This window comes from Vibrio sp. VB16, from assembly GCF_015594925.2.
In the GTDB taxonomy this organism is placed as follows: domain Bacteria; phylum Pseudomonadota; class Gammaproteobacteria; order Enterobacterales; family Vibrionaceae; genus Vibrio.
This window is the reverse complement of the sequence record NZ_CP087590.1, coordinates 1,355,932-1,380,443: the sequence shown is the minus strand read 5'-3', so window position 1 is coordinate 1,380,443 and position 24,512 is coordinate 1,355,932. Positions and strand designations below refer to the sequence as shown.

The window sequence follows — 24,512 nt, the reverse complement described above, 5'->3', positions numbered from 1 at the left end:
TTACCTAAGCAATGAATGACTTACTTACGCTTTCATCTCGATTGGACCACCAAACGAAGTTACAGGCGGTAACTCACCGACAAATTTCTCGAAATCAACCAAACATGTGTTCGCTGACGTCGCTTGAGATAATTCTGATGCAGGAATATCCTGAGTCAACGTATTTGGATCGCCATAGGTATCGATAGAACCCACCTTTTCGTTAGCAGGACCATACCATGCTCCCTCTTCGATACGAACCACGCCTTGAGCATAAGAGTCCATCAACACAGCACCAGCAAGAAGCTGACCACGGTCGTTAAATACCCTTACCATATCACCGTCTTTGATGCCTTTAGCTTTTGCATCTTCAGGGTTAAGGTAGATTGGCTCTCGACCATTTACTGCGTAGGTTGATCTTATCTCTTCTGACTCACACATTTGCGAGTGAAGACGTTTATCAGGGTGACAAGACTGTAGCCAGTACGGATGTTTATCTGATCCCGGACCACCATGTGAACGTTCACTTTTCTCGAACCACATCGGGTGTTCTTGACACTCTTCATACCCAAAACGACCAATCTTACGGCTAGAAATTTCTAAGAAACCGGAAGGTGTACCTAATGCATTGGTTTCGGGGTCATCACGGAATGCAGCATGGCGAACCCAAGGTTTGCCTTTGCCCGCGTCGAAATACCCTTTTTCCCAGAACGCATCAAATTCAGGCAGCTCAAATTTACCCGTATTCGCCTTACGACATTCGCTATATAGATGTTGCACCCACTGCATCTCATTCATGCCGCGAGTATATTCTTTATCACGGCCAAAGCGTTTGGTCAGCTCTGTCATGATATCGAAATCAGACTTCGATTCGAACAGTGGTTCAACCAATTTATGCATGGCGACTAATCCACGCTTAGAATATGAACCGTATCCATCTAAATCATTACGTTCCCATTGAGTACAAGCGGGAAGAACGATATCGGAGAAACGACAACTTGCTGTCCACGCAAAATCTACCGTTACAACCGTTTGAAGATTTTGGAACGCTTTCTTCATATTGTTTCGGTCTTGATGGTGATGCCATGGGTTGCAACCTGAGATAACCATCATCTTGTAACCCGGCAGTTTAACCGTATTACCGTTGTGGCGAATCTCTTTACCCGGATCGGTTAAGCAATCAATCCAACGAGCCACCGGAATGACATTGCTGTAGCCGTTAAAATCGTTATTATCCCATTTAGGCTTAGTGCCTTGTTCTGGGTTACGAGGGAAACTACCCGGACTTGCAAATTCAGTTGAAGGAACACCAATAGAACTGTAATGGTGACCATAAGAAACACCACCACCAGGCAGACCAACTTGACCAAGCATTGCCGCTAAAACCGCGCCCATCCAATATGGTTGCTCACCGTGTTGCTGACGTTGGATTGACCAACCAAATAGAAGCTGCGTGCGACCATTTGTCAGCATACGTGCGAACTCACGAATCTTGTCTGCACTGATACCACATATTTCCGCCGCCCATTCTGGCGTTTTTTCTACTTTGTCTTTTGTTTCACCGTTTACATAAGCGATGAACTCTTCAAAGCCTAAGCAGTACGTGTCGACAAAATCTTCGTCGTACAACTCTTCTTTATACAAAGTATGTGCAAGCGCTAACATAAATGGAACATCTGTTTGCGGATGAATGTACATGTGATCGTTGTTGAAGAAACGTTGTGATTTGTTCTTAACTGGGTCAACCGATATCAGGTTGATATCACCCTTCGCTACTTTCTCTTTCAGCTGATCGAGATACTCAAATGATTCGTGAGTTTCACAGTTCCAACCGACTTGAAGATTTTTAACTGGGTCGTTCGCCCAAAGAATAATGTTGTCACTGTTCTCTAAGATCTCTGACCAAGAAGTACCTTGAGCGTACACCTCTGTTGAACCTAAAACATACGGTAGGATAGTTTGACCAGCACCCGTCGAGTAGTCACCAACTTTCTTAATAAAGTTGCCGTGCATTGCAACCGCGCGTTGCATGTGGTTACCAGAAGAGTGAACCTGACCAGTTTGACGCCAGCCAGTTTGACCAGCATGAAGAGCCCAAGGACCGTAGTCTTTCTGAACGCGTTCTAACTCATTGTAGAAGTGGTCGATAGCCTCATCCCAGCTAACACGAACAAAACGGTTGTTACCACGTGTGTCGGCTGCATATTTGTGTTTCTTAAGCCAATCTAAACGTATCATTGGGTAACGTACACGTGAAGGGCTATAAATGATCCCTTTTATGCCGTTGAGCATTTCGGTTGGGTGCTTGTCTAGCTCAAGTGGCTTGATCTCCTGCACTTTACCGTCTTGTACTAGCGCGCGAAATGCACCCCAGTGTGACCCAGTTGTTTTCCATGTACCAGCATCCGCAGCGCTTGCTTTTGCTGACATTAACAAACTAGGACCAATTACAGATACAGCGCTCGTTGCTGCTGCACCCTTAAGAAAGCTTCTTCTTGTTATAGTCATAGGGTTACTCCTTAAAGCTTAATGGCTATCTTCAGAGAAATCTGAAGAGTGTTTTTGTAAATATTTTAAGATGAGGGCTTCGGTATCCGTATCGAAATTTACGAATGCCAGCATCCCGTTGAACATGCCAGGCCAAGTATTCGTATCGAAATGACCCTCTTCTGGTTGTGAATGACAAGTAGAGCAGTTTGATTGATACGCGACTTTGGCTTTTTCCCAAATTGGATCAATGCTATTGATTGCGGTTTCTTTCTTCATCCAGAGTTTTGCCGTGACTCGTTGCCAAGGCAGGCCCGTTAACTCATCCACTTTCTTTTCGTGTTTCTTAATAATTTTCTTATTTTTTGCCGCTGCTTTCGTTAATGAAGCAACACCAATATTCATACCAAATTCTTCTTGGATTACACGCGCAAATCCACGAGCTTTACGCCAACCTTCTAATTGAATTTGAATCGCATCACCTTCTTGGCCGATGATAGTAGCGCTCGATGCGGGCATGATTTTTCCTGCATCAACGGTCATTGCCGAATCTTCAAAAAGCGCCAAATATCTTAACGTGGTGATACTTTGACCAATGTCATAGTTGGTCTCAGTTGCGATTTCTTCCAACGCTTCCATCATATCGCCTGCGCCGTTCATTCCTTCTGGCAATTTATGTGCAATACCTTTATGACAATCAATACAACTTTGATCTTTTTCTGCCGCTAATTTCATCTGTGTTTGCGCAGCCGGGGACATTGAGTCAAAATCCATCGAGTCATAGTTATGGCAGTTTTTACACTCTAGAGAGCCATTTGCTGAGAATCTGTCCCATTCGTGCTGTGCCAGTGCTTTTCGACGCTCTTCAAATACGCCAGGCTCGTCATAATTACCAAATACCTGAGCGAATACTTCTTTAGACGCCTGCATTTTGCGCGCAATCTTATCTGTCCACTCGTGAGGAACATGGCAATCTGGGCAGGTAGCACGTACACCAGAGTTATTTTTCCAGTGAACGGTTTCTTGAAGCTCCTTGTACACATTTTCCTCCATCGTGTGGCAACTGATGCAGAACTCTTCAGTATTGGTTGCTTCTAGAGCAGTATTGAAACCACCCCAAAAAATCACGCCGGCGATAAAGCCACCTAGCGTTAATACGCCCAAGCTAATATGCAACGCTGGTCGCGTCATGGTTGTCCAAAGTTTTTTAATTAAGGCAATCATATTTGGTTCTCTAAAAATTGAGTGTTTAAAAGGAGAAAAGTATTAACCGTGAATGCCCGGAGGCCCCATGAAAAAGACTTGCATAAACCAAATTAAAAATCCGTAACCGCCGACTAAGGCAACGCTTAAAACAGGAAACAGAACCACGGATATAATAAGAAAAGATTTCCACTCCAGAGATCTGGTTTCGCCATCCATGCTTTTGTTAACATTTTTCATACATTTACTCGCTATGTAACTAATATCAGCCAATCAATGTCCGAGGTTATCGAACAACAATTCATTTGTTATTGTAAATTTTAATCCCATTAAAATGTTTGCTTCAATAACCTTAGGCCTTATGTACCAAGTTATTCACGGCTTTTTTGATGTGAAACGAAGATGTGTTTTATTAATATTTTATGTGAATAGATGTAAACGGATATGTAAAAATAATACTGGTTTATTTTGTGATAAAAAGAGGTTAACTCGAGTGAAAAATCATCATTTTTTAGTGGTTTTTGCCTAAACTCGACAGATATTGGCGGTAATATAAAGGTCTGACCCCACTTATTTTGACGCCGGAAATGTTATCAATTTGTAAAGTCACTTCAAGAGTACACAGTAAATAATCACCGTTCATTTCAAAATGCGGTATGCTAATCATTACCTCCTATTTGATAAAAACAATCATGCAGACAGCCTTAGATATTTCTTGGATACAGCTTTCGCTCTTCTCTCTTGTGCTTCTTGTTCCTTTGTATATTAATTATCGATATCAACTGGAACTGATGAAGGATATGGTGTCCGCCACCATTAGAATGGCCGTCCAACTTGTATTAGTAGGCATCTATTTGGAATTCGTTTTTCAGACCAACAACCTATTGCTCAATTTATTATGGTTAGGCGTCATGGTCGTTGTCGGAAGTAAAACGATAATCGCTAAAGCCAAACTGCCCGCAAAGCTGTTATTTATACCGGTTTTAACGGGTTTATTGATAGGGCTTACTCCCCTACTTCTCATTCTAACTTTCTTCGTCATTCAACCGACCCCTTTATATAGTGCCCAATACATTATTCCTCTGTCTGGAATGCTACTTGGCAATAGTTTGAGTGGGAATATCGTCGCACTGCAAAATCTGTATGACTCGTTTGAACAACGTAAATCTGAATACGAAGCGGCTATCTCTTTAGGTGCCTCACCACAGTACGCATCTATTCCTTTTGTTCGTGTCGCGATGCAAAAATCCCTAGCACCAATCCTTGCCTCTATGGCAACAACAGGGGTAGTTACACTACCAGGGATGATGACAGGGCAAATATTAGGCGGTACTAGCCCAATGATTGCCATCAAATACCAGATGATAATTTTGATCGCTATCTTTGTCATGATGTCCATTTCAGTAACAATTACGCTTCAATTGAGCTTAAAAAAGACCCTTACTAAAGAAGGTAGAGTGAGGGTAAAATTTCTTTAAAAATAGCTTGCGCTTATGAAAAGCTCACTCTCATTAGTGTTTCACATTTTATCCACAGATATTGTGGATAAACACTTGTATGATTGAGTTCTATTGGTCATTTTTTTATACCCATTTGACATAAAAAAGCCAGCATTCTCATGCTGGCCTTGCAGATAAAACGTAGATATTTCTATTATTTCGCTCACTTTTTAAACCAAGTTAAAGCTTCATTACACTTATTTTTCTTGTCACTTCCTTCACGCTATAAAGGTGATGTTTTTTATTGTTTTTAGCTATATCCTAAGGCAAGTGCTTTCCCTACAATAACGCTGTATATTGCTCTAAAACTAACCATTTCCATCATAGCTAACAGTTTTTTGCACGGATTCTTGTTCCCAAGCGCAATGCAATTTAATGTTGGTGGCAGATAAGATAAATTGTTAAGGAATTAAACATGAAATATACAGAAGAAAACATCACCGAACTTAATCTACTTCTTCAGTTCGATATAAGCAGCGCAGCAAAGGGGATCAAAGTTCACAATGACGCATCAGAAGAACTACAAGCGGCAGTGAAACGTTTATATGCAAAAAATCTATGTACCATGTCAGATGGTGGTTATTTGACGAATGAAGGTATTGAAGTGGCTGAGCATGCTGACAAAGTATTGCGCATCCTTTCTGTGTAATTGAGAGCAGTTAATGACTAACATTGCTATCGTTGGAGCAGGTTGGCTTGGCCTTCCGCTAACACAACGTCTACATTCTGAAGGACAATCCGTTTTCGGCACAAGGACTACATCAGAAAGGCTCGAAGAATTGGAAAAATTATCCCTTCCTTGCTTTGCGCTGAACCTAGATTCAGAACACTCGGTAGCAAACCCACTAGTCATAAACCAATTGCAATCTCGTAATGTGCAAACCCTTGTCGGCGCCTTCCCTCCTGGGTTCAAAAAAGGTCAAGGAAAAGCGTATGCCAATCAATGGCAGGCCCTGGTTAATAGCGCGTTAAAAGCCGGAGTGAAGAAAATCGTTATGATCAGCTCCACATCGGCTTACTCTAATGCTAACCAAACGATGTTTGAACATGACGCCTGTTTGTCTTTAGCAGAAAATAATGACCTATTCTCTGAAAATGCACGCACCATGTTGATTGCCGAGCAATCGCTGATCGATTCAGGGATCGATTATGTGATATTGCGATGCTCGGGATTATTCGGTCCAAACCGTCATCCCGCCCGCTTTGTCAGTAAAATGACCAGTATTAGTAACGTCGCACCCGTTAATATGGTGCACTTAGAAGACGTCATCAATGCAGTGATATTTAGCTTAAGCAATATCACCAATCAAGTCGTTAATGTTACATCGCCTAATACGGTGACAAAATACGAATTTTACAATCAGGCAATACTGAACAGCGACGAGGAATCGCAGATGCCAGAATTGAACAACATACCTGCAAAAAGAATCAGTGCAGAGAAAATTGTCCAGTTAGGTTTTCAGTTTCAATATGAGAACGTTGTCGATGGCTTAAGCCACTGTTAAGTTAGTGAATGTATCGCATTCAACATAGTCCCCACGAAAGTGGGGACTATAAAGCAATGTCGACGCTTATTCTCAGAGTAATTTCCGGTCATTTAGATCAAATGAACACGGAAATCCGTCATAATCAATTGCTGTATACCTGATCTATATAACACTCAAACGCTTCACACATCGCATCATCCGACTGTTCATTCAACGCTAAGATTGTCGACCCATCAACAATCTTGATCTTCGCATTGAGTGCTTTTACCGCCGTGCGTTCACGCGATACTAGCGCAGATATCTTATCCTTTTCTATTTGCCACGCTTCATCCGAGGTCAAGTTACACTCATCAGCGAGATATTTCGCATTGAAGCCTTCTCCTGTTAAAGCTTGTATCGATTGTGTGTGTGAGGCACTGTTTCCTGCCGCCCAGTAATGCTTCGCCATTAACGGGCCAATGTTAGGATTGTCGGTTAGATAGCCAAATTTTTCCGTAAAATACGCCCGCGTTTGATAGACAGCCATATGTGCCAATAAATAACCTTGATAAGCACAAGCTGACTCATCAGAAAGAAGGTGCGGAATCGCCATGAGTGGCCTAGGGCTGCATTCTAAACCAAGTATCTTTTTCTCAGATTTACGCGCTAGCTCAGTCACCTGCTCTGGCGACAATTCTTCATCACTTAATAGATATAAATCCCGTTCAAAATAAGGCACCACCAAAATACTTCGTTCTTCATAGGCTTTAAATGGTTGCTTACTATCTATCATCCCCTTTATCACTTCTTGAGTAACCGACTCACCACTTGCATTTAATGCATATTGTTTCAACCAATCTCCGTCCGTGAGTAGGCTGTCACAAAACATCGATTGCGTTTCAGCATAGGCCATTGAGGTAGGTGCAAATTCTTGAGAAAAACAAGGTGCATTCATTTTAACATTGGCAAAATGTGCGGCGTGACCGCCTTCATGGAAAAGCGTATTGATACCGTCGTACCCACTGCCCATTTGGTCTGGCTTAGCGTTACTCGTAAAATTGACCTTTGCCGCTACCCAGTTTCCTTGGTCATAAAAAGAAGGAATAGGACCATGACAAAAACCATTTGGGTATTTGCCCTTTCTATCCAACAAATCAAGCGTAAGCTCCGCCCCTGAATAGTCAATGTTCAAGCGCCCGAACGATTCAATCCAACGTCGCAAAGATTGAGAAAAAGGAACGTACTGATCTAGATCCCTCATCGCGTCACCTGCAAAAGAGAACACAAAGTTATGCGCTGACAGTGCCTGAACGCCTTTCTCATTAACTAGGTTCTTTAAGCTGCCTAAATGACCTTTTTGAGTTTGTTGCTCGAAATCATCTAAAATAGAGAATAGTTGAGCCGTGGTCATTTGCTCCGTTTTCTCTATCGAATAGTCAAAAAATGTCTTATATCCCAATGAACGAGCAAACTGGTTTCTCAGCTTCACTAATTCCAAAAGCCCATTTTCGAGTAACCATTGCTCTAGGTCGAGAAGAGCATGATGCGCCGACTCTCTCACTTTCTCATTATCATGAGTACGAATCACTGCCCCTATCGTCGGGAGCGAACCTTCAAGTCTCACACCATTTTCATCGGTGTAATGCATAATATGATTCTGTTTTTTCTCGAACAAATCCGCTTCAAACTGAATCAGTTTGTCTTTTAATTGTTGCGCTTCTCTCGACTCGATAGAATGCGCCTGAAACATTGCAAGCCATCCAGACAGACCAACGATGGTTTGTCGTTTTTCTTCAGGGTCTTTTATACTACTGGCTACATCTAATTGCGCTTTTAACTCATTAATCTTCAGTGGATTACTTAGGTATTGAGTCCATTGAGTTTGCGCCTTAGTCGATCCTTCATGGTCATCACTGATTCCCATGTACGTTTCCCAAAAAAAGTCTTCTTTCTCTTTATGGATAGCGAGATATTTTTGATTCAATTTATTGAGGTAACTGGTTGCTGTCATGATATTTTTTTCATTTATAGATACACGCTTTTTATAGTAGCATGCATCGTTTAAATCCGCTTTTTGCTTTTATATATTGGCTCGTATTGTGTTACGCTAAGGCAGATTTTTAGGTGGTAAAAAGTTAGGAGTTAACATGGCATCAGATTTTTATGGTAGTAGTGCAGCATATGCTCGCAAAGAAAGTGATTACCGCGATAGGGCATTAAAAATGTATCCATGGGTGTGCGGAAATTGTGCGCGTGAGTTTGTATATTCAAATCTACGGGAGCTAACGGTCCACCACAAAGACCATGATCATACTAACAACCCTAATGACGGTAGCAATTGGGAGTTACTGTGTATTTATTGTCATGATCATGAGCATTCAAAATATACCGACCATGACCAATATGGTACTGAGATTAAACCAGGACAAGATGAGCACGAAAGTGCAACACACAACCCGTTTGCGGATCTTGCTAAGTTAATGAAAAAATAACACATAAAAAGCCAACCCTATGATTGCGGTTGGCTTTTAAATTTTACGCTATTAATTTTCTAGTAATTCTCCCTGCAATCCTTGATTGCGATTTTGCTTGTTACTAAACCCTTTCAGTCCTACAACATGCACATGTTCGTGATCTTTGAATATCTTTCGAACGAGTTTATAAGTCGTCCCTTGCTCTGGACTGATGTTCTCCGGTGCTGCGATAAGTAACTGCATATCTAAGCGATCACATAGCTCAAATAATGTATTAATCGATTTACTGTCTAGTCGAGCGGCTTCATCTAAGAAGAGTAAACGGCATGGTACGATATCTTTGCTACGCAACCGACGAGATTCTTCTTCCCAGCTTTGAACCACCATCAACAATATTGACTGACCCGTTCCGATTGCTTCACCAGTAGAAAGCGCACCTGATTCGGCTTGTAACCAACCATCTGTTCCTCGATTCACTTCCACGCCTAATTCAAGGTAGTTGCGATAATCGAGTAACTCCTCTCCCAATATTTGAGGAGAGCGCTGCCCCATATCGATATGCGGATTCACACGATGAAACAACTTAGCCATCGCTTCTGAAAAAGTAAAACGAGAGGTTTCAAATAGGTCTCTATGCGTATCCTGTTGATGAGCTAAACCTTTTAAAAGTGTCTCGTGACTTTCACGAATATTGACGTTCAAGCGAACACCCTTCACCTGCCCAAAATTAATATTCGATAAACCTTGGTTTAGCAGTCGAATACGGTTTTGTTCTCGTTGGATTGTTTTCTTGATTATCGATGCTGCGGAATCAGAGCTGATCGCTAAACGATTTTCACGTAACGTCAGTTCCTCACTCAATCTTGCTAACTCGACTTCCATCTCTTCTATCGCTTCGACCGGGTCATCAGTGCGAATAATATCTTGTCGGATACGCTGTTTTAAGTGCTGATAAACAGCAATGTAAAACAGCACTTTGCGTTCAGGGTACGCGTTTTCTTCCGAAGCCCGTAATGTATCACGAAGCTCTTCATTATCAGCAACCGCTAAACGAAGTGCACCCAAAGACTTGTCTGACATGGAACGCAGTTCCCTCGCACTTAAATATGCGAGTTCACGGCGATAGAGACGTCTTTCTACGTCATGTTGTTTCGCAAGGCGTAGCACCTCACACCAACTTGATTTTGCCAGTACCGCGATATTTCGAATCTCTTTATATTCTTTTTCTGAACGTTTCAGCGTTTGTGCTACCGATTTCATTTCTAGTTCAGTCGCAGTCATAGTGCGCGAATGTTCGTTCCGGCGACTTCGGCTAGAATGCAGTTGATCGAACAGTGATTCTTTGCGACTACGAGCACGATCGTCTGAACCTTCAGAGGTACTAACTCCTAATTCTTGCAAATCGTCTTTAAACTCTTGAACCGTCTCAGATTTGGCTTGGTAAGCGCTTTTAAGTGATACTAATATCTGATTTGTCTGATTAAACTCTTGATTTACCAGCTTTAGCGACGCCCTATAACTTACTCGGAGCGATTCAGCTTCAAGCAGTTTCTGTTTTAGTTGCTCACTTAGCTCACTGCTCTCATCTAACATTGAGACAGAATCTTTGTAAGCGAAATAGGTGCGGCGCTCTTTTAGATCGGCTAGAGAAAATTGATTACGTTTCAATGCTTGTAGGCTTTGATCAACCTGCTTGTATTCCAATTCAATTGAGACAGATTGTTCGGGGTCATTCGCCAACGCCGAAAGATACCCTTCAAGCACGTTGATTCTGGCTTTATGTCGGCTAATAAATACCTTACTTTCCGCCACGTTATTCAGTTGTCGTGCCACCTCTGAACGTCTTTCCTCTATGGTTGAATCGTCAGCTAAATAACCGATAACAGGCAAGGTTTTATCCAGTAAATTAATCGCTTGTTTACTTAGTAGCAATCGAGACTGTTGTTGCTTAGTCGCCGACTCTACGCGGCTTAACTCACGCTGAGTCTCTGTTAGCCTAGCCCTAATCTTTTGCATCTCTTTTTCAGGATCCGTCTCAAACGCATCTTGAATATAAATCGACACAAACTGGCTAAATTTTTGGTACAAACGCAGAATTTTTTGCGAATCAAACGCCGCTATAGAGTGCAATTCAAGAACATCGTCTCTCTCTTTTCGCAAGATATCTAGCCTTTGCTCGCGTGCCGCTCGGCCGAATAGAGGTATCGGTGGGAAACGAGAATATCGTAATTGCCTTTCATTGTATTGGACGCAAACAGCACCTTCCAATTCACTTGCATCGAATGTACTGTCATCAAACGCGTCAACATTGCCCTCTATAACATAAACATCTTCTGGGCAGTCAGTCATTTGATGCAGTTTTTCTTTCACACCACTCAAATCTGAAACAACAATAGCATGACGGGCTGGGCCATACATGGCACTAAAATAGGGCGCATCCTCTAGAGTAATATCGTCATATATTTCTGATAACAAGACACCACCCAAAGTTACAGCGACGTCTTTTAATCGTGCGTCGTTTGCTCCCCCTGATGAGGCAAGCTGTTCTATCTGCTGATTTAACTGATCCCGACGTATTGCTAATCGCTCTTTCTCTTGGTTGGTCTGCTTTTCTGTTTCCAATATTCTTTGCATATGAGACATAACCGCTTGGCGGCTATTCAACGGCTCTTCAGTCTGTGTAACCAGCTGTTCAAGCGCATTGTTTGCCTCTATCCATGCGGGAGCGTGAGCTTCGAGTTGCTTTAAGGCTAACTGAAAGCTTTGTACCTGTTGAGTAAGCTGAATTCTTTGGTCTCGGCCAAGCTCTAATGAACACTCTATCTCCTCAATCAATGCTTGATGACGTAGGGATTCTTGACCCACATCACTCTCGTCATTGAGGTCGAACTGATTGGCGTTCTTGTATCTCTCGGCAAGATCTATTGCCTGCTTCTGTTGGTTGAGTTGGCGCTCGATCTCCTTAAATTGAGACAGCCACTGCGACTCATTCGCCAGCAATAACTCCCCATCTTTTAGTGTCATTATCGCTTGTTTTGCGTACTTCAGTACGTTCGGTCTCTCTACATCAACATAGATGCTTTGCACCAAACTTAAACCCGTCTCAAACTGTTCAGCCGCTGCCGACGAAATATCGAGTTTATGTTTAAGCGCCAACAAAGTTTGCGTCTGCTCTTGTTCTTGCTGCTTAAGCTTTGCTGATAGAGGATCAATATCTTCAAGACAAAGCGCTGGGTCTTCGAATACCACGCGCGCTTGTTGCAAAGACTCCACTGCTTGTTGATATTGCAATGCACGTGTTTGTTGAACATCGAGTGCTTGCTGGTAGTCTGCCAGTTGCCTCTGTAAACTATCGACTTCTTGCTCTGCTAATGCCGCTTGCTCTTCGTGATGCAAAACGCATTCTTGTGACTCTTCCACCACCATCATCTGTTCTTCTAACCGCTCGTTCAACGCAGCTAGGTCATCGATGTAACGTTCAATTTTCTCTTTCTGTCTCAATGCATTCTGAACTAATTGAAGATGATCGGATGCGGCTTGGTGGTCTAATTCAAGATCGAGTTCCTGCTCTGTTAGGCGTTCTAACTCTTCTTGAATAGAATTAAGCAGTTGATGCTGTTCCGTTAGCTGACGCCGTGAACTGAACAGTTCACTACGCAGTGATAGCGATTTATCGAGTCGATTTTTCCGATCGTTCGTATGACGCATGTAGTCAGAGGCAACATAATTAGTGGACTCAGTGAGCAGATGCTTAAATAAGTCCCGGTCAATCTGCGTCGCTTTAATTGCATCGAGTGTGATTCGATTTTCACGCAGCGCTGATTCCATATCTTGAAACGCTTTTTTAACCCCGCCATTTTGAGGCAATAAATAATCCCTTAACGAACGCGTGATCGCGCTAGAGATCCCCCCGTAAAGGGAAGCTTCAATCAGACGGTAGAATTTTGAACGGTCACTACTGTTTCTCAATTTTTTCGGCAACACACCAAATTCAAACATTTGCGAATGATAATCGGTAACTGAATTGAACCCTTTAAACAAAACTCCTTCTGTCTCACCAACCACTTGTTTAAGTTCGTTGATATTTCTGACGCGAGCACTATTGTTAGATAACGCTTCAATCAACACGTCAGTCGGTTTCATTTGGCTTGGCAGCCCTTGAATAACAAACGGCTTAATATCAACTTTTTTGTCTCGGCCGGCGACTTGTTGCAACCTAACACCAAAAAGGACGCGTTGCTTTCTTGAATTAATGACATCCAACGCCGCATAGCAGACTCCAGGTTGTAGCTTACCGAATAACCCTTTGTCTCTTGACGTTTGCGAGCTACCTGCCTCGGTGGTATTTCTGAAATGCAACAAGGTTTGATCGGGTATAAGTGCGGTAATGAATGCCGCCATAGCTGTCGATTTTCCTGCGCCGTTACCACCAGATAGTGTTGTAACCAAATCATCGATATCAAAAGTACGAGCAAAAAACCCATTCCAGTTAATCATGGTGAGTGATTGATATTTACCTCTTTCAATCATGCTTCGTCCTCTATTTCTTCGCCGTGTTCATGGTTATCATTCTGCCGTTGGATTTCTGTGGGTGCGTTACCGAGTTGTTGAGCTATCACGGCCTCTCCATCACGTATCAATCTCAATTGAGCTTCTTTCAATTCGTCCCCTAAACGAACATCAGCGCCAAAACGGAACACCGCCTCACTGATGCGAAATTTTCCGTCTTCTCCTATCGCGATAACCATACCAAGCCGCTTTAAACGTCTTAACGAGGTTCTCACTTTCTCAAATAACTTCTCTTTATCAAGATCCGATCCCGTAGAGCGGTGGGTAACGATGCGCATTAACTTTTGCTCGTCCGCTAACGCTAACAACTCTTCATATAATTCCTGATTAGTGAAAATACCTTCATGGGCCAAACGCTCAGGGCTAAGGTAAAGAAAACAAAGCACCTTCCCCACGAGCATGTCGAGCTCTGACAGGACACTGCGACCGATCAAAGCTGTTGAACGCGGTCGCAAATAGAAAAATCCTTCTGGAGCCTTAACCAGTTCAGTATTATATCTTTGATAAAACAGCGCTAATTCCGTTTCAAAGTCAGAAAGTAGTGCGTGATTATCCATATCATCGGTTGATATGTGTCTGCCTGCTCTTAGTATGCTGTCTAAAGCCGGAAACAGTGGATTGGCTATCGCCTTTACCAGTTTGTCTGGCATATATTCGTCAGTATTTATTGATGACATTTGCTTGTACCTTTGCGCCAAAATCGTTAATAGATTGCCAATCTGGCTGAATAGCCTGATAGTCAGATTCGGAATATCCAAGCCTAACGGCTTGATCAATCACAATTCGAGCGAGATCAAAATGATGAGTCTGCGGGTGTTGTGCGAGATAATTTTTCAGCACAGAACCAAGATCTATCGCCTTACCCTGTTCTTTATGTAACGCCAACATCGACGCTACCTGCGTAGTTAACTCGTCGTTCACTTGTTGCAGTTCTTCGAATTCAACTTCCATGGGAAGATGACCTGTGACCTCATCGTCTCGTAAAACCATTGCTTCATCTCGAAGATCGGTCAGTTTTTCTGCATCAGCAAAAGTGAGGTACCAAGGCGCATCAAAGTAGCCTTTCACCGATTCACGAAGCCTTTGACTGAATGCTCGGTTTTTATCCATGTCTATCGCCGTGCGAATAAACTTGTGCACATGCCTGTCGTACCCTATCCAGAGGTCGATCGCCTGTTGACCCCAACTAACAATTCGGTCTAGTTTGACCTGCAGACTAAACAAAATTTGGTCCACAAAATCTAACGCTTCTTCACCGCGTATTTGCTCTTGAATATCAAGAATTCTAGTCTGCAGCTCATCGCCTACTGTTTGTAACGTATCTTGCAACTCTCGCAGTGTATTAGAGGTAGCAGATAGTAGAGATTCACAGTTACTGATGGCTTCCTGCCAATCTTTGTTTAGTAGTTCAGCAATTTGCTGTTTAACTTCCTGTTGTTGATCATCCATTACCCGTTGATTTAGATCTATTTGGTCGAATATTTCGCCAACCGAGTATTTCAGTACCCCATACACTTTCTTGTGCCAGTAAGCGATATCACCACCTTCAAGGGCCGCCGCCATTGCTTTCTCCATCTCATCGGAGACCATCGCTAACTGAATCGAGAGCTTAAGCTCTGAAAACTGACGATGCCTAAGGTAATAACCCGTAATACCAATGGCTAAAGACGAGAGCCTATAGATACTTGACCCATCAGTGCTTTCACTAGTGAAACGGCTGATTAGCTTTTGATTCACTAATTCATTTATCGCGTTGTTTGCCCTGAAACTGGTCGCGTCACCGGTACTTTCAAATAGCTGAGTGACAATCTTGAACGCATCATGCAGCTCTCCTTCACCCAACTCATCATCAAATTTTGTATCCCCTAAAACGGCTATTGAGATTAGAAAAGCCAACCGTTCGCTAGAGAGATTCAATGAGAAGTCATGTTTTTTCACCCAACTAACCAATTCTTCTATCGGTTGCTGTGAAAGCGCTTGAGTTATTTCACTCATCGTTGTTCCTATTAATTGTTACGCTTAAATGTATAGGCAAACTATTTCACTTTCTCCGGTCTATATTGAACCAGAGAGTAAATTAGCGAATAGTCTCCAAGTAAGCCGTTTTTGACAATGTCTTGCTTCCCTAAGTTGTACATATCTGAAGGGATATCACACAAAGAGAATCGATGGCGTAGCCCCGCTAATCGTTGAGATATTTGCGCTAGGCCATCATTTTCACACTCAATACTTTCCATTTTTATGATTGGAACATCATTTTTTAAATGAGCCCGCTATTCTGTCATAGGAATAATAAGAATAAAGGGGTATGCTGCTTTTTTACTTCTAAGTGATGGTTTTTCGGACTAATTAAGTATGTTTGAGCTGAAAAAGATAGTTTCTTCTCTAGCAATGCCCTTACCCGCTCTATTAATTATCGGGTTCATCGGTTTGCTATTTATTATGTTTACCCAGAGACACAAGTTTGGCGTACTATTTGTGTTTTTATCGTTAACTGGCATTTTTCTCGTTTCTTTCCAACCTGTCTCTACTCGTCTATTGATGCCAATGGAAAGAGAGATTACCGCTTTTTTACCGGTGGATGAAAATATCGATTATGTAATGGTACTAGGTGCTGGCCATGTTGTAGATGATCAAATTCCACCGACTTCAGAACTCAGTCGGACCGCGTTGATGCGATTAACTGAAGGGATTCGAATTATCCGAATGTATCCAGGGTCAAAATTAATCCTGTCTGGTTACGCAGGTGGTACCGAATTCAGCCATGCAAAAATGATGGCAAGAGTCGCGTTAGCACTTGGTGTCGCAAAGCCTGATATTATTCTTCTCGAAACCGCAAAAGATACGTGGGAAGAAGCAAGGCAAGCCGCCGCTTTCGTAAATCAGAGCAAACTGGTCTTAGTCACCTCTGCAAGCCATATGAAAAGAGCGCTGATGGAGTTTAATTCTGCGGGTCTTAATCCAACGCCTGCACCAACTAACTATTTGGCGCAATCGAATATTGAACAATACTGGCAAAAATACACCCCTCAATCCGCCTATCTAGAACAAACTGAACGCTATTGGCATGAACAATTGGGCCTTTGGTGGACATACGTTCGAGATACGCTTCTCACTGCGGAAGAAACGGAATTGAAGGTTACCCAACCAGAATAAAAAAGGCCGAGGATATTCCTCGGCCTTTCTTTATTTTAATCATTCCGTTTATTTTATTCGCCGGCAAACATGTAACCCTCTCCATGTACCGTTACGAATATTTGAGGATTCTTAGGATCATATTCCATCTTCGAACGTAAACGTCTTATTAACACATCAATCGTTCTGTCATTCGGTGCATCGACTCGATGACTAATTAGGCTCAGTATTCTCTCGCGGCTCAGCACTTTATTGGTATGCGTCGTTAGCGCAACCAATAATTCATATTCAGCTTTAGTTAGCTTCACCGGTTCGCCATCTTTGCATAAGGCTCTGCGCTGAATATCAAATACCCAATCACCAAAATAAACCGTATTTCCAGAGATATCCACAAGCTCTTTATCTTCTGGGATTTGATTTACCAGAGAGATTCGCCAGAGAAGGTTTTTGACCCGAACAAGAAGCTCTCGTAATTCAAACGGCTTGGTCACATAGTCATCCGCTCCCATTTCGAGCCCTACGATTTTATCAATGCTATCGGTTCGACCAGTCACCAGAATGATACCGATTGTAGACTGGCTACGCAGCTCTCTCGTTAACATCAATCCATCTTCGCCCGGAAGATTGACATCCAACATGATGAGATCAATCTCTTTTTCAGCGAGTATCCCACGCATTTGCTGACCATCTTCTGCTTCACTAACTTGATAACCTTCTTTTTGAAAGTAACCGACAAGTTTACTTCTAGTGACAACATCATCTTCTACAACTAATACATGACTGCTCATAATCGCCGCTTATATCTTGTTTGATTGATAGCATCTTATTCATATCTATTAACAATTCTAGCAATAGTTTTGAAAAACGCGCAAAATTTGTCACTTTATTGATTAAAGGCAACTTATTGACTTTGGGTTAATTTCCTTACATTTTCTGTCATATTTATTCATATTTTGGATTAGTTCTATTCACATTTTTTGCTTACACTAATAGAGACCTCATTAGTTTAGGAAATATCGTGATGGAAGAGACAAAAGCATTTAACGAGAAACGAGCTGAAATATACTGGTGGCTCTCAAGCCTGTTTGCGCGTGAACTAACACCAGAAGAAATTGAAACATACCAATCTCCTGAAATCCGTTCTTTTTTAACCGGATTGGGAGAGAACGAAAACTTAAAAGCACCGGTAAACAAACTCATCGACGCTCTCAACCGCCTACAAGATAGAGAAGATGCACATTTAGAGCTGGCCGCTGATTATTGTGAACTCTTCTTAACCACTGATTCTGCTGGAGCACTTCCCTATGCATCTATGTACATTGGTAAAGCAAAATTACTCAACGATAAGCCTGCTAGAGAGATGGAAGCGTTGATGCAAAGCAAAGGCATTGATGTAAAGGAAAGCTTTAATGAGCCCGCAGATCACGTTGCCATTGAACTCGATTTTTTGGGTAATATGATCATTCGTTCCAATGAACTAGAAAAACTCCAGCACATAAACGATGCTTTGATCGAACAAAAAGATTTTATTGAAACTTATTTGATGAGCTGGATCCCGCAGTTCAGCGAAAAGTGTGCCAAGTTAGATGACTTTGGTTTCTATGGCAGCATTACTGAGCTGCTTGTTAGCTTCTGTCAACTAGATTGCATCTACTTGACTGGCGAGTAAGCCTTGGTAAATATGGATACTAAGTATTAAATCTGAGTACTAGGTCTTAATACCAAATTTCTATCATTGTTTACTGAGCTATTTGCCTATAAAATCGTTCCCATATTTACGAGTAAAGATTACTGATAGCCGCTATGTTTAATAGCGGCTTTTGTGTTTTCTCGACATTAGCTGACGAAATCGCTTTCAATGTCTGTATGATATAATACGCACTAAAAACTCAGCCTTCGCAGAATAGGACAACCATAATGGCAACGATTAAAGATGTCGCCCGCATAGCCGGTGTATCCACAACCACTGTGTCTCACGTTATTAATAAAACTCGCTTTGTTGCAGAAACGACTCAACAAAGGGTTAACGAAGCGGTAAAAGAGTTGAACTATGCCCCCAGTGCCGTTGCTCGTAGTCTAAAATGTAATACCACAAAAACCATCGGTATGCTTGTTACTCAATCCACCAACCCATTTCTTGCAGAAGTGATTAACGGTGTCGAGAGCTATTGTTATCGCCAAGGCTATACTCTCGTGCTCTGTAATACTGGTGGTATCTACGAAAAACAACGCGATTATATCCGCATGCTTGCAGAGAAACGCGTTGACGGTATTTTTGTCATGTGTTCTGACCTAACCCATGAACTTCAGCAGATGCTCGACTCTCACGCTGACATTCCAAAAGTATTCATGGACTGGGGACAAGGTGAGTCGTTATCAGAGCAATCAAAAGACAAAATCATCGATAACTCCGAGGAAGGGGGTTACCTAGCGACGAAGTTTCTTATTGATAACGGTCATACTGATATCGTTTGCTTGAGTGGCCATTTAGATAAGACACTGTGTATTGAGCGACTCGACGGGTATAAAAGAGCGTTGACAGAAAACAACATTACATTTAATGAAGCTAACGTGTTTGAGGGCAACTTTGAATGCGATACTGCCGTCGAAACAGCAGATAAAATTTTGGCTATGGATAAAAAACCCACCGCCATTTTCTGCTTTAACGACACTATGGCCCTCGGCATGATGAGTAGACTTCAGCAAAATGGGATTCGTATACCTGAGGATATCTCCATTATCGGTTACGATAACATTGATTTAGCAGAATATTTTTCACCTCCATTAACGACAATCCATCAACCGAAACGACGCGTCGGTAAAACCGCATTCGAGATCTTATTGAGCAGAATTAAAGACAAAGAACATGAAAGGCGTATTTTCGAAATGCATCCGGAGCTCATGGTCCGTGAAAGCGTAAAAAACATCAAAAATTAATGTTTAATTTTAAACACTTAGCTTAAGCTGACTAAATATTGATTACAAATGCATAATTACACTGAATAATTGTGACCAATATCACGCTAGAAAATTCTATTGGTGATCTTTGTTCAAACTTTACCTATATTAATAGAGTCACGATCAGGGCAAACCAATTGAAAAGTTGGGACGCAAAGCTTCCGGCCTCACGTTAATTTTGCCAATTTGGCAGAATTGAAAAGGTAGCGGGGTTACCGAAGACCGGTTAACAAATTAGTCATGAGTTCTAACTTTCCTCTGACATCTCAAGTAATATATTTGTTAATTTCTCGGTTCTGAATTGGTTGATACAATTTTTAACCTGAGATTTATAAAAATGGATAAACCAGTACTTAAAAACTCATTAAAACTGTTTGAATTATTTGGCAAGATAAAATCTCGTTCGATGTTTGGTGGATTTGGCATCTTTGTTGATGACGTCATGTTCGCTCTCGTCGTGAATGATTCACTTCATATTCGCTGTTGCGAATCTCTTGAAAAACAGTTTAAGCAAGCGAACTACCAACCTTATGTATACAAGAAACGTGGATTTCCTGTTGTTACCAAGTATTTTGCTCTACCCAATTCACACTGGGATGACAGCGATCAGATACTCAAGATAGCAGAGCTTGCTTTAAAAGCCGCTCATAAAGAGAAAGAATCGAACGCGGAAGAAAAACCCACTAGACTAAAAGACCTGCCTAACCTTCGTTTAGGTACAGAACGCATGTTAAAAAAGGCGGGGATTAATTCGGTTACCGCGTTGAGAACGATGGGCTCTGTGCAAGCTTTCAAAGCCATTCAAGCTTCTCAAGAAGACCAACTTAATATCGAATTACTGTGGGCACTTGAAGGCGCTTTAAATGGCGAACACTGGTCTGTTATTTCTCAAGCACGCAGAAGCGAACTCATCGACTCATTACAATAAATAGTCTTCATTTTTTGCAACTTCTAATATTAAAAAACCGCTGAGCGACACTTAGCGGTTTTTTTACATCTATATGAAAGTTTTTCCTAACTTAGCCTGTCATAATAAGTAATATCATTTTACTGGAATTATCTAAATGAACAAAAAACTCATTATCGGCCTAGTCTTGGTTGCTACAATTATTTTACTTGCTACTCAGTTTGGTCAGTATTTCACGTTAGAAAACGCCAAACAGCAACAAGCACTACTCGCTGAATACATTGAAAACAACTTTGCGACAGCGGCGTTAATCTACTTCTTTACTTATGTTGCGGTGACGGCTTTTTCTATCCCTGGGGCGGCAGTGGTTACCTTATTAGGAGCGGCATTGTTTGGATTTATTACCAGCATATTCCTAGTATCATTTGCGAGCACTATAGGGGCAACGTTAGCTTTTTTGAGCAGCCGATATCTGCTTAGGGACTGGGTACAATCAAAATTTGGTACAAAACTTGAGACCTTAAATCAAGGCATTGAAAAAGATGGGGCATTTTATCTGTTTTCACTAAGACTGATCCCTGTGTTTCCCTTCTTTCTTATCAACTTATTGATGGGGCTAACACCAATATCAACAGCAAGGTTTTACCTAGTAAGCCAACTTGGCATGCTACCAGGTACCATGGTTTACCTAAATGCCGGTACCCAACTAGCCAATATTGATAGCCTTTCTGGTATCGTATCTCCTAGTGTATTAGCTTCGTTTGTTCTATTAGGCCTTTTCCCTGTGATTACAAAATGGGTCATGGCCAAACTACGTCCGAATGACGCGGTTTAACCTATGAAAGTGTTTTTCGCATCCAATCCTACCGAAGCTCATATTGTCTGTGGGCTTTTACACCAGCATTCTATTCGCGCAGAGGTGCGCGGAGAAGGTATTTTCGGTCTCAAGGGTGAACTACCGCTAACTGAAGATACAGATCCGTATGTGTGGCTACTACAGCCCAATAAAGTTGAAGTAGTAAAGCAGTTGATCTCAGATTATCAGCACCAGCAAGAAAATCTTGTGGATTGGACTTGTACCGGATGCGGGCAAGTGAACGAGGGCCAATTTGGACTCTGTTGGAACTGCAGTCATCAGTAATAAACGTTACTTTATTTGTTGGTGAATAAAGTCTATTGATTTGGCGTTAAATTCATCTGGTTTTTCTACATTACACACGTGACCACAATTTACTATTTCTTGTAGCGTACTTTCGCTATGTCTCGCGACCATCTCTTTTACTGGGGTGATAAACATGTAGTCTTTATCGCCCATTAAATAGAGTGTTGGAATGACCAGATCTTTATCTCGGAAATAACGCATCATAGGGTTTACCTCTGAGGTAAGCCTAACCCAACGTTTAAACTCTTTTTGGCAGAGCTTTTTGGCTTCGCGAACGAATATATGGCGTGATTCTTTCTGACTTCTCTGCGGCATGACGATATAGGCAAACAGACCATATAGCCACATATACGGAACAATGTGTTTACTTATATCGCCAAGCTTTACCAATATTTGGGAGCGAATATTTAAACGAGTCACCGCTCCACCTAACACCATTGACCTCACTCTTTCCGAGGCCAACTCTGCAATATTTCGAACAATGATAGTACCCAAGGACATACCAACAAAATGAGCCGATTGTATCTTAAGGTGGTCCAATACTGTCAAAATATCGAGCGTGACTTCTTTAAATGTATATTGATTGGTGATGAAGCCTTTCAATAAATTATTGGAACGACCATGTCCTCTCAAATCGACAAGCAACAAATTGAAATGTGCTTTGTATGCCTTGATCTGCTTAAACCAGATAGAAGAGCTGCCGCCAGCACCATGCACAAAAACGACCCACTCCGAACTGGTGGGGTGTGTATAGGTCTTATGGAATAAAAGTGCTTCTGACATAGGGCGTAACTTACAGTCCGTTTAATTTATAGAAACTTTAACAAGCTATTCAGCTTATCACATCTGCTAAATACAAGATTAGCGGTTATTTACATAAAATTGTATAAATTTATTTAATTTGCTACTAAAGTTGAATGCCTGTTCACCGAATTCACTCTACTTCGTATTATCCTCAAAACGCAGAAGAATACATCTTGAGATACTCTTTAGCTGAATGTTGCCAGTTAAAGTCTTTCTTCATGCCCCTAATCTGCACCTGCTTCATCTGTTTAGGCGACTGGAGATAGAAAATCAATGCCCGTTGCATTGTTACCAATAATGCCTGTGCATCTGGTTGCTTAAATACAAAACCCGTTGCACTATCCGGGTTTTCATCACAGTCAATGACCGTATCTTTTAATCCACCAACTTGCCGCACTATCGGTAATGTACCGTAAGCCATGCTATAAATCTGATTTAAACCGCATGCCTCAAATTCAGACGGCATAAGGAAAAAATCTGACCCAGCCTCGATCAAATGAGCCAACCGTTCACTGTATTGTTGAATAAAAACAAATTTAGTTGGATACCTGTCTGATATCTCTCGTAACTGAGCAGCTATGTTGGCATCGCCCGTTCCCATAAATACAAGTTGAACATCGTTGCGCAAAAAAGTCTCTAAGATAGGCAGAAGATAATCAAACCCTTTTTGATGCGATAGACGACACACCATACCAAACATAGGCACTTCTCTATGTTCAAGACCGTTTTCATGTTGCAAACACGCTTTTGCTGCAGACTTACCTTTTTTTAAACTTGCTTGGGTAGAGCGGTACTGGAATGGAATATATCGGTCTGCATTTGGGTTCCATGTATCATAATCGCAGCCATTGAGTATACCGACCAAGTCTTGTGACCGCTGATTAAAGTCCATATACAGTCCATGAGAACCTAGTGGTGTTAACAACTCCTTGGCGTAATTTGGACTCACTGCGTTAATCTTGTCTGCAAATGCTAGGCCCGCCCTAAGTAACCCCACATGGTTATGGTTGTACCTAATGTGCTCCATACCATCAAGTTTAATCTCAGGAATAATGTTCAATTCGTTGTAGGAGTAGACCCCTTGAAATAGCGCGTTATGTACGGTCAGTACGCTGCGCACATTATCAAAATAACGATCATGTCCGTATCGAGTCTTAATCAAGAGTGGCACCAAACCGGTATGCCAATCATTGCAATGTATAATATCAGGCTGAATTCCCAACTTGGGTAAGCAGTCCAAAGAAGCAGAAGAGAAAAAAGCAAATCTCTCAGCATTGTCGCTATAGGCTTGATTATTTTCGGCATAGAGCTGCGACCTGTCAAAATAATGCGGACAATCAATGGCGTAAACCGGGACCCCATCAAGGTCCATTTTTTTTACCTTATAAGCAATCCGCGGCCAACATTCTAGTTCTGTCGATAAGACAACCTCAGCGCTATCATAATCAGGCAGAAGGCTGTAACAAGGAATAACTAAAGCCACATCATGCCCAAGCGTTTTGAGTGCCTTAGGCAACGCTTTTGCCACATCAGCTAAACCACCGCTCTTAACCAAACCCTCTGCTTCAGAGACTACATACCAAATGTTAAATTGTTCCATTCTAAAACCACTTAAGATAAATAATTACGATGCCATTGATTTATTCGCACGCGTGAACACCGTATTTCTACGCGTTAGGTATACTACAACCCTGAATCGAAGTCTCGTTTAAATCCAATTTGGGCTTGATAATAGGACGTTCGGCTGAACAATCTTCGATCGAGAAACACAGGTTCATATTGATCACAAACTTACCTCGCTTAATATCAGGTATTTGCTCGTTAATCAGCAATAAAAAAGGCGCCCTTTCGGCCGCCTCTTAGTATCAA

21 protein-coding genes and 1 riboswitch are annotated in these 24,512 nt (G+C 41.8%); of the genes, 10 read left to right on the top strand and 11 right to left on the bottom strand.

Features of this window, described 5'->3' with window-relative positions; all coding sequences use genetic code 11:
- Positions 1 to 24 precede the first annotated feature (24 nt).
- From torA to torE, 3 genes are read right to left on the bottom strand one after another with little or no spacing between them, the layout of a single operon-like run.
- Positions 25 to 2,487 carry a trimethylamine-N-oxide reductase TorA gene (gene torA, locus IUZ65_RS06495; protein ID WP_195702970.1) on the bottom strand — a complete coding sequence of 821 codons (2,463 nt, stop codon included), beginning with the start codon at positions 2,485 to 2,487 and terminating at the stop codon, positions 25 to 27.
- Positions 2,488 to 2,505: 18 nt separating this feature from the next.
- Positions 2,506 to 3,690, bottom strand: coding sequence for a pentaheme c-type cytochrome TorC (gene torC / locus IUZ65_RS06490; RefSeq protein ID WP_195702969.1), 1,185 nt, complete (start codon positions 3,688 to 3,690; stop codon positions 2,506 to 2,508).
- A 42-nt stretch (positions 3,691 to 3,732) separates the two neighbouring features.
- Positions 3,733 to 3,909 carry a trimethylamine N-oxide reductase system protein TorE gene (gene torE, locus IUZ65_RS06485; protein ID WP_195702968.1) on the bottom strand — a complete coding sequence of 59 codons (177 nt, stop codon included), beginning with the start codon at positions 3,907 to 3,909 and terminating at the stop codon, positions 3,733 to 3,735.
- A 452-nt stretch (positions 3,910 to 4,361) separates the two neighbouring features.
- On the opposite strand from torE, the gene IUZ65_RS06480 reads away from it, so the two are divergent.
- The 3 genes from IUZ65_RS06480 (at position 4,362) to IUZ65_RS06470 (ending at position 6,673) form a co-directional block, all read left to right on the top strand.
- Positions 4,362 to 5,147: an ABC transporter permease gene (locus IUZ65_RS06480; RefSeq protein ID WP_195702967.1), complete on the top strand. Its 786-nt coding sequence runs from the start codon at positions 4,362 to 4,364 to the stop codon at positions 5,145 to 5,147.
- A gap of 436 nt (positions 5,148 to 5,583) precedes the next feature.
- A complete protein-coding gene (locus IUZ65_RS06475) occupies positions 5,584 to 5,817 on the top strand; it encodes a TIGR02647 family protein (RefSeq protein ID WP_195702966.1) in 234 nt (77 codons plus the stop codon).
- Between the two features lie 13 nt (positions 5,818 to 5,830).
- Entirely contained in the window at positions 5,831 to 6,673 is an 843-nt protein-coding gene (locus IUZ65_RS06470) for an NAD-dependent epimerase/dehydratase family protein (protein ID WP_195702965.1), read from the top strand.
- Between the two features lie 124 nt (positions 6,674 to 6,797).
- Here the strand turns inward: IUZ65_RS06470 and IUZ65_RS06465 are convergent, their stop codons facing one another.
- Positions 6,798 to 8,645, bottom strand: a complete 1,848-nt coding sequence (locus IUZ65_RS06465) for a M3 family metallopeptidase (protein ID WP_195702964.1) — start codon at positions 8,643 to 8,645, stop codon at positions 6,798 to 6,800.
- 136 nt (positions 8,646 to 8,781) lie between these two features.
- Between IUZ65_RS06465 and IUZ65_RS06460 the strand changes: the two genes are divergently transcribed.
- The gene (locus IUZ65_RS06460; RefSeq protein WP_195702963.1) at positions 8,782 to 9,126 is read left to right on the top strand and encodes a YajD family HNH nuclease; all 345 of its coding nucleotides are present in this window, start codon (positions 8,782 to 8,784) and stop codon (positions 9,124 to 9,126) included.
- 51 nt (positions 9,127 to 9,177) lie between these two features.
- On the opposite strand, the gene mukB is transcribed toward IUZ65_RS06460, so the two are convergent.
- From mukB to IUZ65_RS06440, 4 genes are read right to left on the bottom strand one after another with little or no spacing between them, the layout of a single operon-like run.
- Complete coding sequence (mukB, locus tag IUZ65_RS06455) at positions 9,178 to 13,638, bottom strand: chromosome partition protein MukB (RefSeq protein WP_195702962.1); 4,461 nt, start codon at positions 13,636 to 13,638, stop codon at positions 9,178 to 9,180.
- Positions 13,635 to 14,354, bottom strand: a complete 720-nt coding sequence (gene mukE / locus IUZ65_RS06450; RefSeq protein WP_195702961.1) for a chromosome partition protein MukE — start codon at positions 14,352 to 14,354, stop codon at positions 13,635 to 13,637. Before mukE ends, mukB begins: the two co-directional genes overlap by 4 nt.
- Positions 14,335 to 15,672 (bottom strand): chromosome partition protein MukF, encoded by a 1,338-nt coding sequence (gene mukF, locus IUZ65_RS06445; protein WP_195702960.1) that lies wholly within the window; start codon positions 15,670 to 15,672, stop codon positions 14,335 to 14,337. Before mukF ends, mukE begins: the two co-directional genes overlap by 20 nt.
- 41 nt (positions 15,673 to 15,713) lie before the next feature.
- Positions 15,714 to 15,914, bottom strand: a complete 201-nt coding sequence (locus IUZ65_RS06440; protein WP_195702959.1) for a hypothetical protein — start codon at positions 15,912 to 15,914, stop codon at positions 15,714 to 15,716.
- Positions 15,915 to 16,032: 118 nt separating this feature from the next.
- Here IUZ65_RS06440 and elyC point away from each other — a divergent pair, with 118 nt between their 5' ends.
- Positions 16,033 to 16,833 (top strand): envelope biogenesis factor ElyC, encoded by an 801-nt coding sequence (elyC, locus tag IUZ65_RS06435; protein ID WP_195702958.1) that lies wholly within the window; start codon positions 16,033 to 16,035, stop codon positions 16,831 to 16,833.
- A gap of 53 nt (positions 16,834 to 16,886) precedes the next feature.
- Here elyC and torR read toward each other — a convergent pair whose 3' ends face one another.
- On the bottom strand, positions 16,887 to 17,600 hold the full coding sequence (gene torR / locus IUZ65_RS06430; RefSeq protein WP_195702957.1) for a two-component system response regulator TorR: 714 nt from the start codon (positions 17,598 to 17,600) through the stop codon (positions 16,887 to 16,889).
- Between the two features lie 233 nt (positions 17,601 to 17,833).
- On the opposite strand from torR, the gene torD reads away from it, so the two are divergent.
- The 5 genes from torD to IUZ65_RS06405 all read left to right on the top strand — a co-directional run bounded on the left by torD (position 17,834) and on the right by IUZ65_RS06405 (position 21,818).
- Positions 17,834 to 18,481 (top strand): molecular chaperone TorD, encoded by a 648-nt coding sequence (torD, locus tag IUZ65_RS06425; protein WP_195702956.1) that lies wholly within the window; start codon positions 17,834 to 17,836, stop codon positions 18,479 to 18,481.
- 248 nt (positions 18,482 to 18,729) lie between these two features.
- Positions 18,730 to 19,749, top strand: a complete 1,020-nt coding sequence (locus IUZ65_RS06420; protein WP_195702955.1) for a substrate-binding domain-containing protein — start codon at positions 18,730 to 18,732, stop codon at positions 19,747 to 19,749.
- Positions 19,750 to 19,887: 138 nt separating this feature from the next.
- Positions 19,888 to 19,990, top strand: a riboswitch (cyclic di-GMP riboswitch).
- A 117-nt stretch (positions 19,991 to 20,107) separates the two neighbouring features.
- Positions 20,108 to 20,698, top strand: a complete 591-nt coding sequence (locus IUZ65_RS06415) for a TfoX/Sxy family DNA transformation protein (protein ID WP_195702954.1) — start codon at positions 20,108 to 20,110, stop codon at positions 20,696 to 20,698.
- Positions 20,699 to 20,834: 136 nt separating this feature from the next.
- The gene (locus IUZ65_RS06410; RefSeq protein ID WP_195702953.1) at positions 20,835 to 21,512 is read left to right on the top strand and encodes a TVP38/TMEM64 family protein; all 678 of its coding nucleotides are present in this window, start codon (positions 20,835 to 20,837) and stop codon (positions 21,510 to 21,512) included.
- 3 nt (positions 21,513 to 21,515) lie between these two features.
- Positions 21,516 to 21,818, top strand: coding sequence for a DUF2007 domain-containing protein (locus IUZ65_RS06405; protein ID WP_229637995.1), 303 nt, complete (start codon positions 21,516 to 21,518; stop codon positions 21,816 to 21,818).
- A gap of 6 nt (positions 21,819 to 21,824) precedes the next feature.
- On the opposite strand, the gene IUZ65_RS06400 is transcribed toward IUZ65_RS06405, so the two are convergent.
- Together IUZ65_RS06400 and glgA are read right to left on the bottom strand one after the other, a co-directional pair.
- Positions 21,825 to 22,622 (bottom strand): alpha/beta fold hydrolase, encoded by a 798-nt coding sequence (locus IUZ65_RS06400; protein WP_195702952.1) that lies wholly within the window; start codon positions 22,620 to 22,622, stop codon positions 21,825 to 21,827.
- Positions 22,623 to 22,794: 172 nt separating this feature from the next.
- Positions 22,795 to 24,243 (bottom strand): glycogen synthase GlgA, encoded by a 1,449-nt coding sequence (gene glgA / locus IUZ65_RS06395; RefSeq protein ID WP_195702951.1) that lies wholly within the window; start codon positions 24,241 to 24,243, stop codon positions 22,795 to 22,797.
- Positions 24,244 to 24,512: the final 269 nt, after the last annotated feature.

What these genes read in the sequence shown, in the direction of transcription:
- torA (WP_195702970.1), bottom strand. Translation starts at nt 2,487, where the DNA reads ATGACTATAACAAGAAGAAGCTTTCTTAAGGGTGCAGCAGCAACGAGC.
- torC (WP_195702969.1), bottom strand. Translation starts at nt 3,690, where the DNA reads ATGATTGCCTTAATTAAAAAACTTTGGACAACCATGACGCGACCAGCG.
- torE (WP_195702968.1), bottom strand. Translation starts at nt 3,909, where the DNA reads ATGAAAAATGTTAACAAAAGCATGGATGGCGAAACCAGATCTCTGGAG.
- IUZ65_RS06480 (WP_195702967.1), top strand. Translation starts at nt 4,362, where the DNA reads ATGCAGACAGCCTTAGATATTTCTTGGATACAGCTTTCGCTCTTCTCT.
- IUZ65_RS06475 (WP_195702966.1), top strand. Translation starts at nt 5,584, where the DNA reads ATGAAATATACAGAAGAAAACATCACCGAACTTAATCTACTTCTTCAG.
- IUZ65_RS06470 (WP_195702965.1), top strand. Translation starts at nt 5,831, where the DNA reads ATGACTAACATTGCTATCGTTGGAGCAGGTTGGCTTGGCCTTCCGCTA.
- IUZ65_RS06465 (WP_195702964.1), bottom strand. Translation starts at nt 8,645, where the DNA reads ATGACAGCAACCAGTTACCTCAATAAATTGAATCAAAAATATCTCGCT.
- IUZ65_RS06460 (WP_195702963.1), top strand. Translation starts at nt 8,782, where the DNA reads ATGGCATCAGATTTTTATGGTAGTAGTGCAGCATATGCTCGCAAAGAA.
- mukB (WP_195702962.1), bottom strand. Translation starts at nt 13,638, where the DNA reads ATGATTGAAAGAGGTAAATATCAATCACTCACCATGATTAACTGGAAT.
- mukE (WP_195702961.1), bottom strand. Translation starts at nt 14,354, where the DNA reads ATGTCATCAATAAATACTGACGAATATATGCCAGACAAACTGGTAAAG.
- mukF (WP_195702960.1), bottom strand. Translation starts at nt 15,672, where the DNA reads ATGAGTGAAATAACTCAAGCGCTTTCACAGCAACCGATAGAAGAATTG.
- IUZ65_RS06440 (WP_195702959.1), bottom strand. Translation starts at nt 15,914, where the DNA reads ATGGAAAGTATTGAGTGTGAAAATGATGGCCTAGCGCAAATATCTCAA.
- elyC (WP_195702958.1), top strand. Translation starts at nt 16,033, where the DNA reads ATGTTTGAGCTGAAAAAGATAGTTTCTTCTCTAGCAATGCCCTTACCC.
- torR (WP_195702957.1), bottom strand. Translation starts at nt 17,600, where the DNA reads ATGAGCAGTCATGTATTAGTTGTAGAAGATGATGTTGTCACTAGAAGT.
- torD (WP_195702956.1), top strand. Translation starts at nt 17,834, where the DNA reads ATGGAAGAGACAAAAGCATTTAACGAGAAACGAGCTGAAATATACTGG.
- IUZ65_RS06420 (WP_195702955.1), top strand. Translation starts at nt 18,730, where the DNA reads ATGGCAACGATTAAAGATGTCGCCCGCATAGCCGGTGTATCCACAACC.
- IUZ65_RS06415 (WP_195702954.1), top strand. Translation starts at nt 20,108, where the DNA reads ATGGATAAACCAGTACTTAAAAACTCATTAAAACTGTTTGAATTATTT.
- IUZ65_RS06410 (WP_195702953.1), top strand. Translation starts at nt 20,835, where the DNA reads ATGAACAAAAAACTCATTATCGGCCTAGTCTTGGTTGCTACAATTATT.
- IUZ65_RS06405 (WP_229637995.1), top strand. Translation starts at nt 21,516, where the DNA reads ATGAAAGTGTTTTTCGCATCCAATCCTACCGAAGCTCATATTGTCTGT.
- IUZ65_RS06400 (WP_195702952.1), bottom strand. Translation starts at nt 22,622, where the DNA reads ATGTCAGAAGCACTTTTATTCCATAAGACCTATACACACCCCACCAGT.
- glgA (WP_195702951.1), bottom strand. Translation starts at nt 24,243, where the DNA reads ATGGAACAATTTAACATTTGGTATGTAGTCTCTGAAGCAGAGGGTTTG.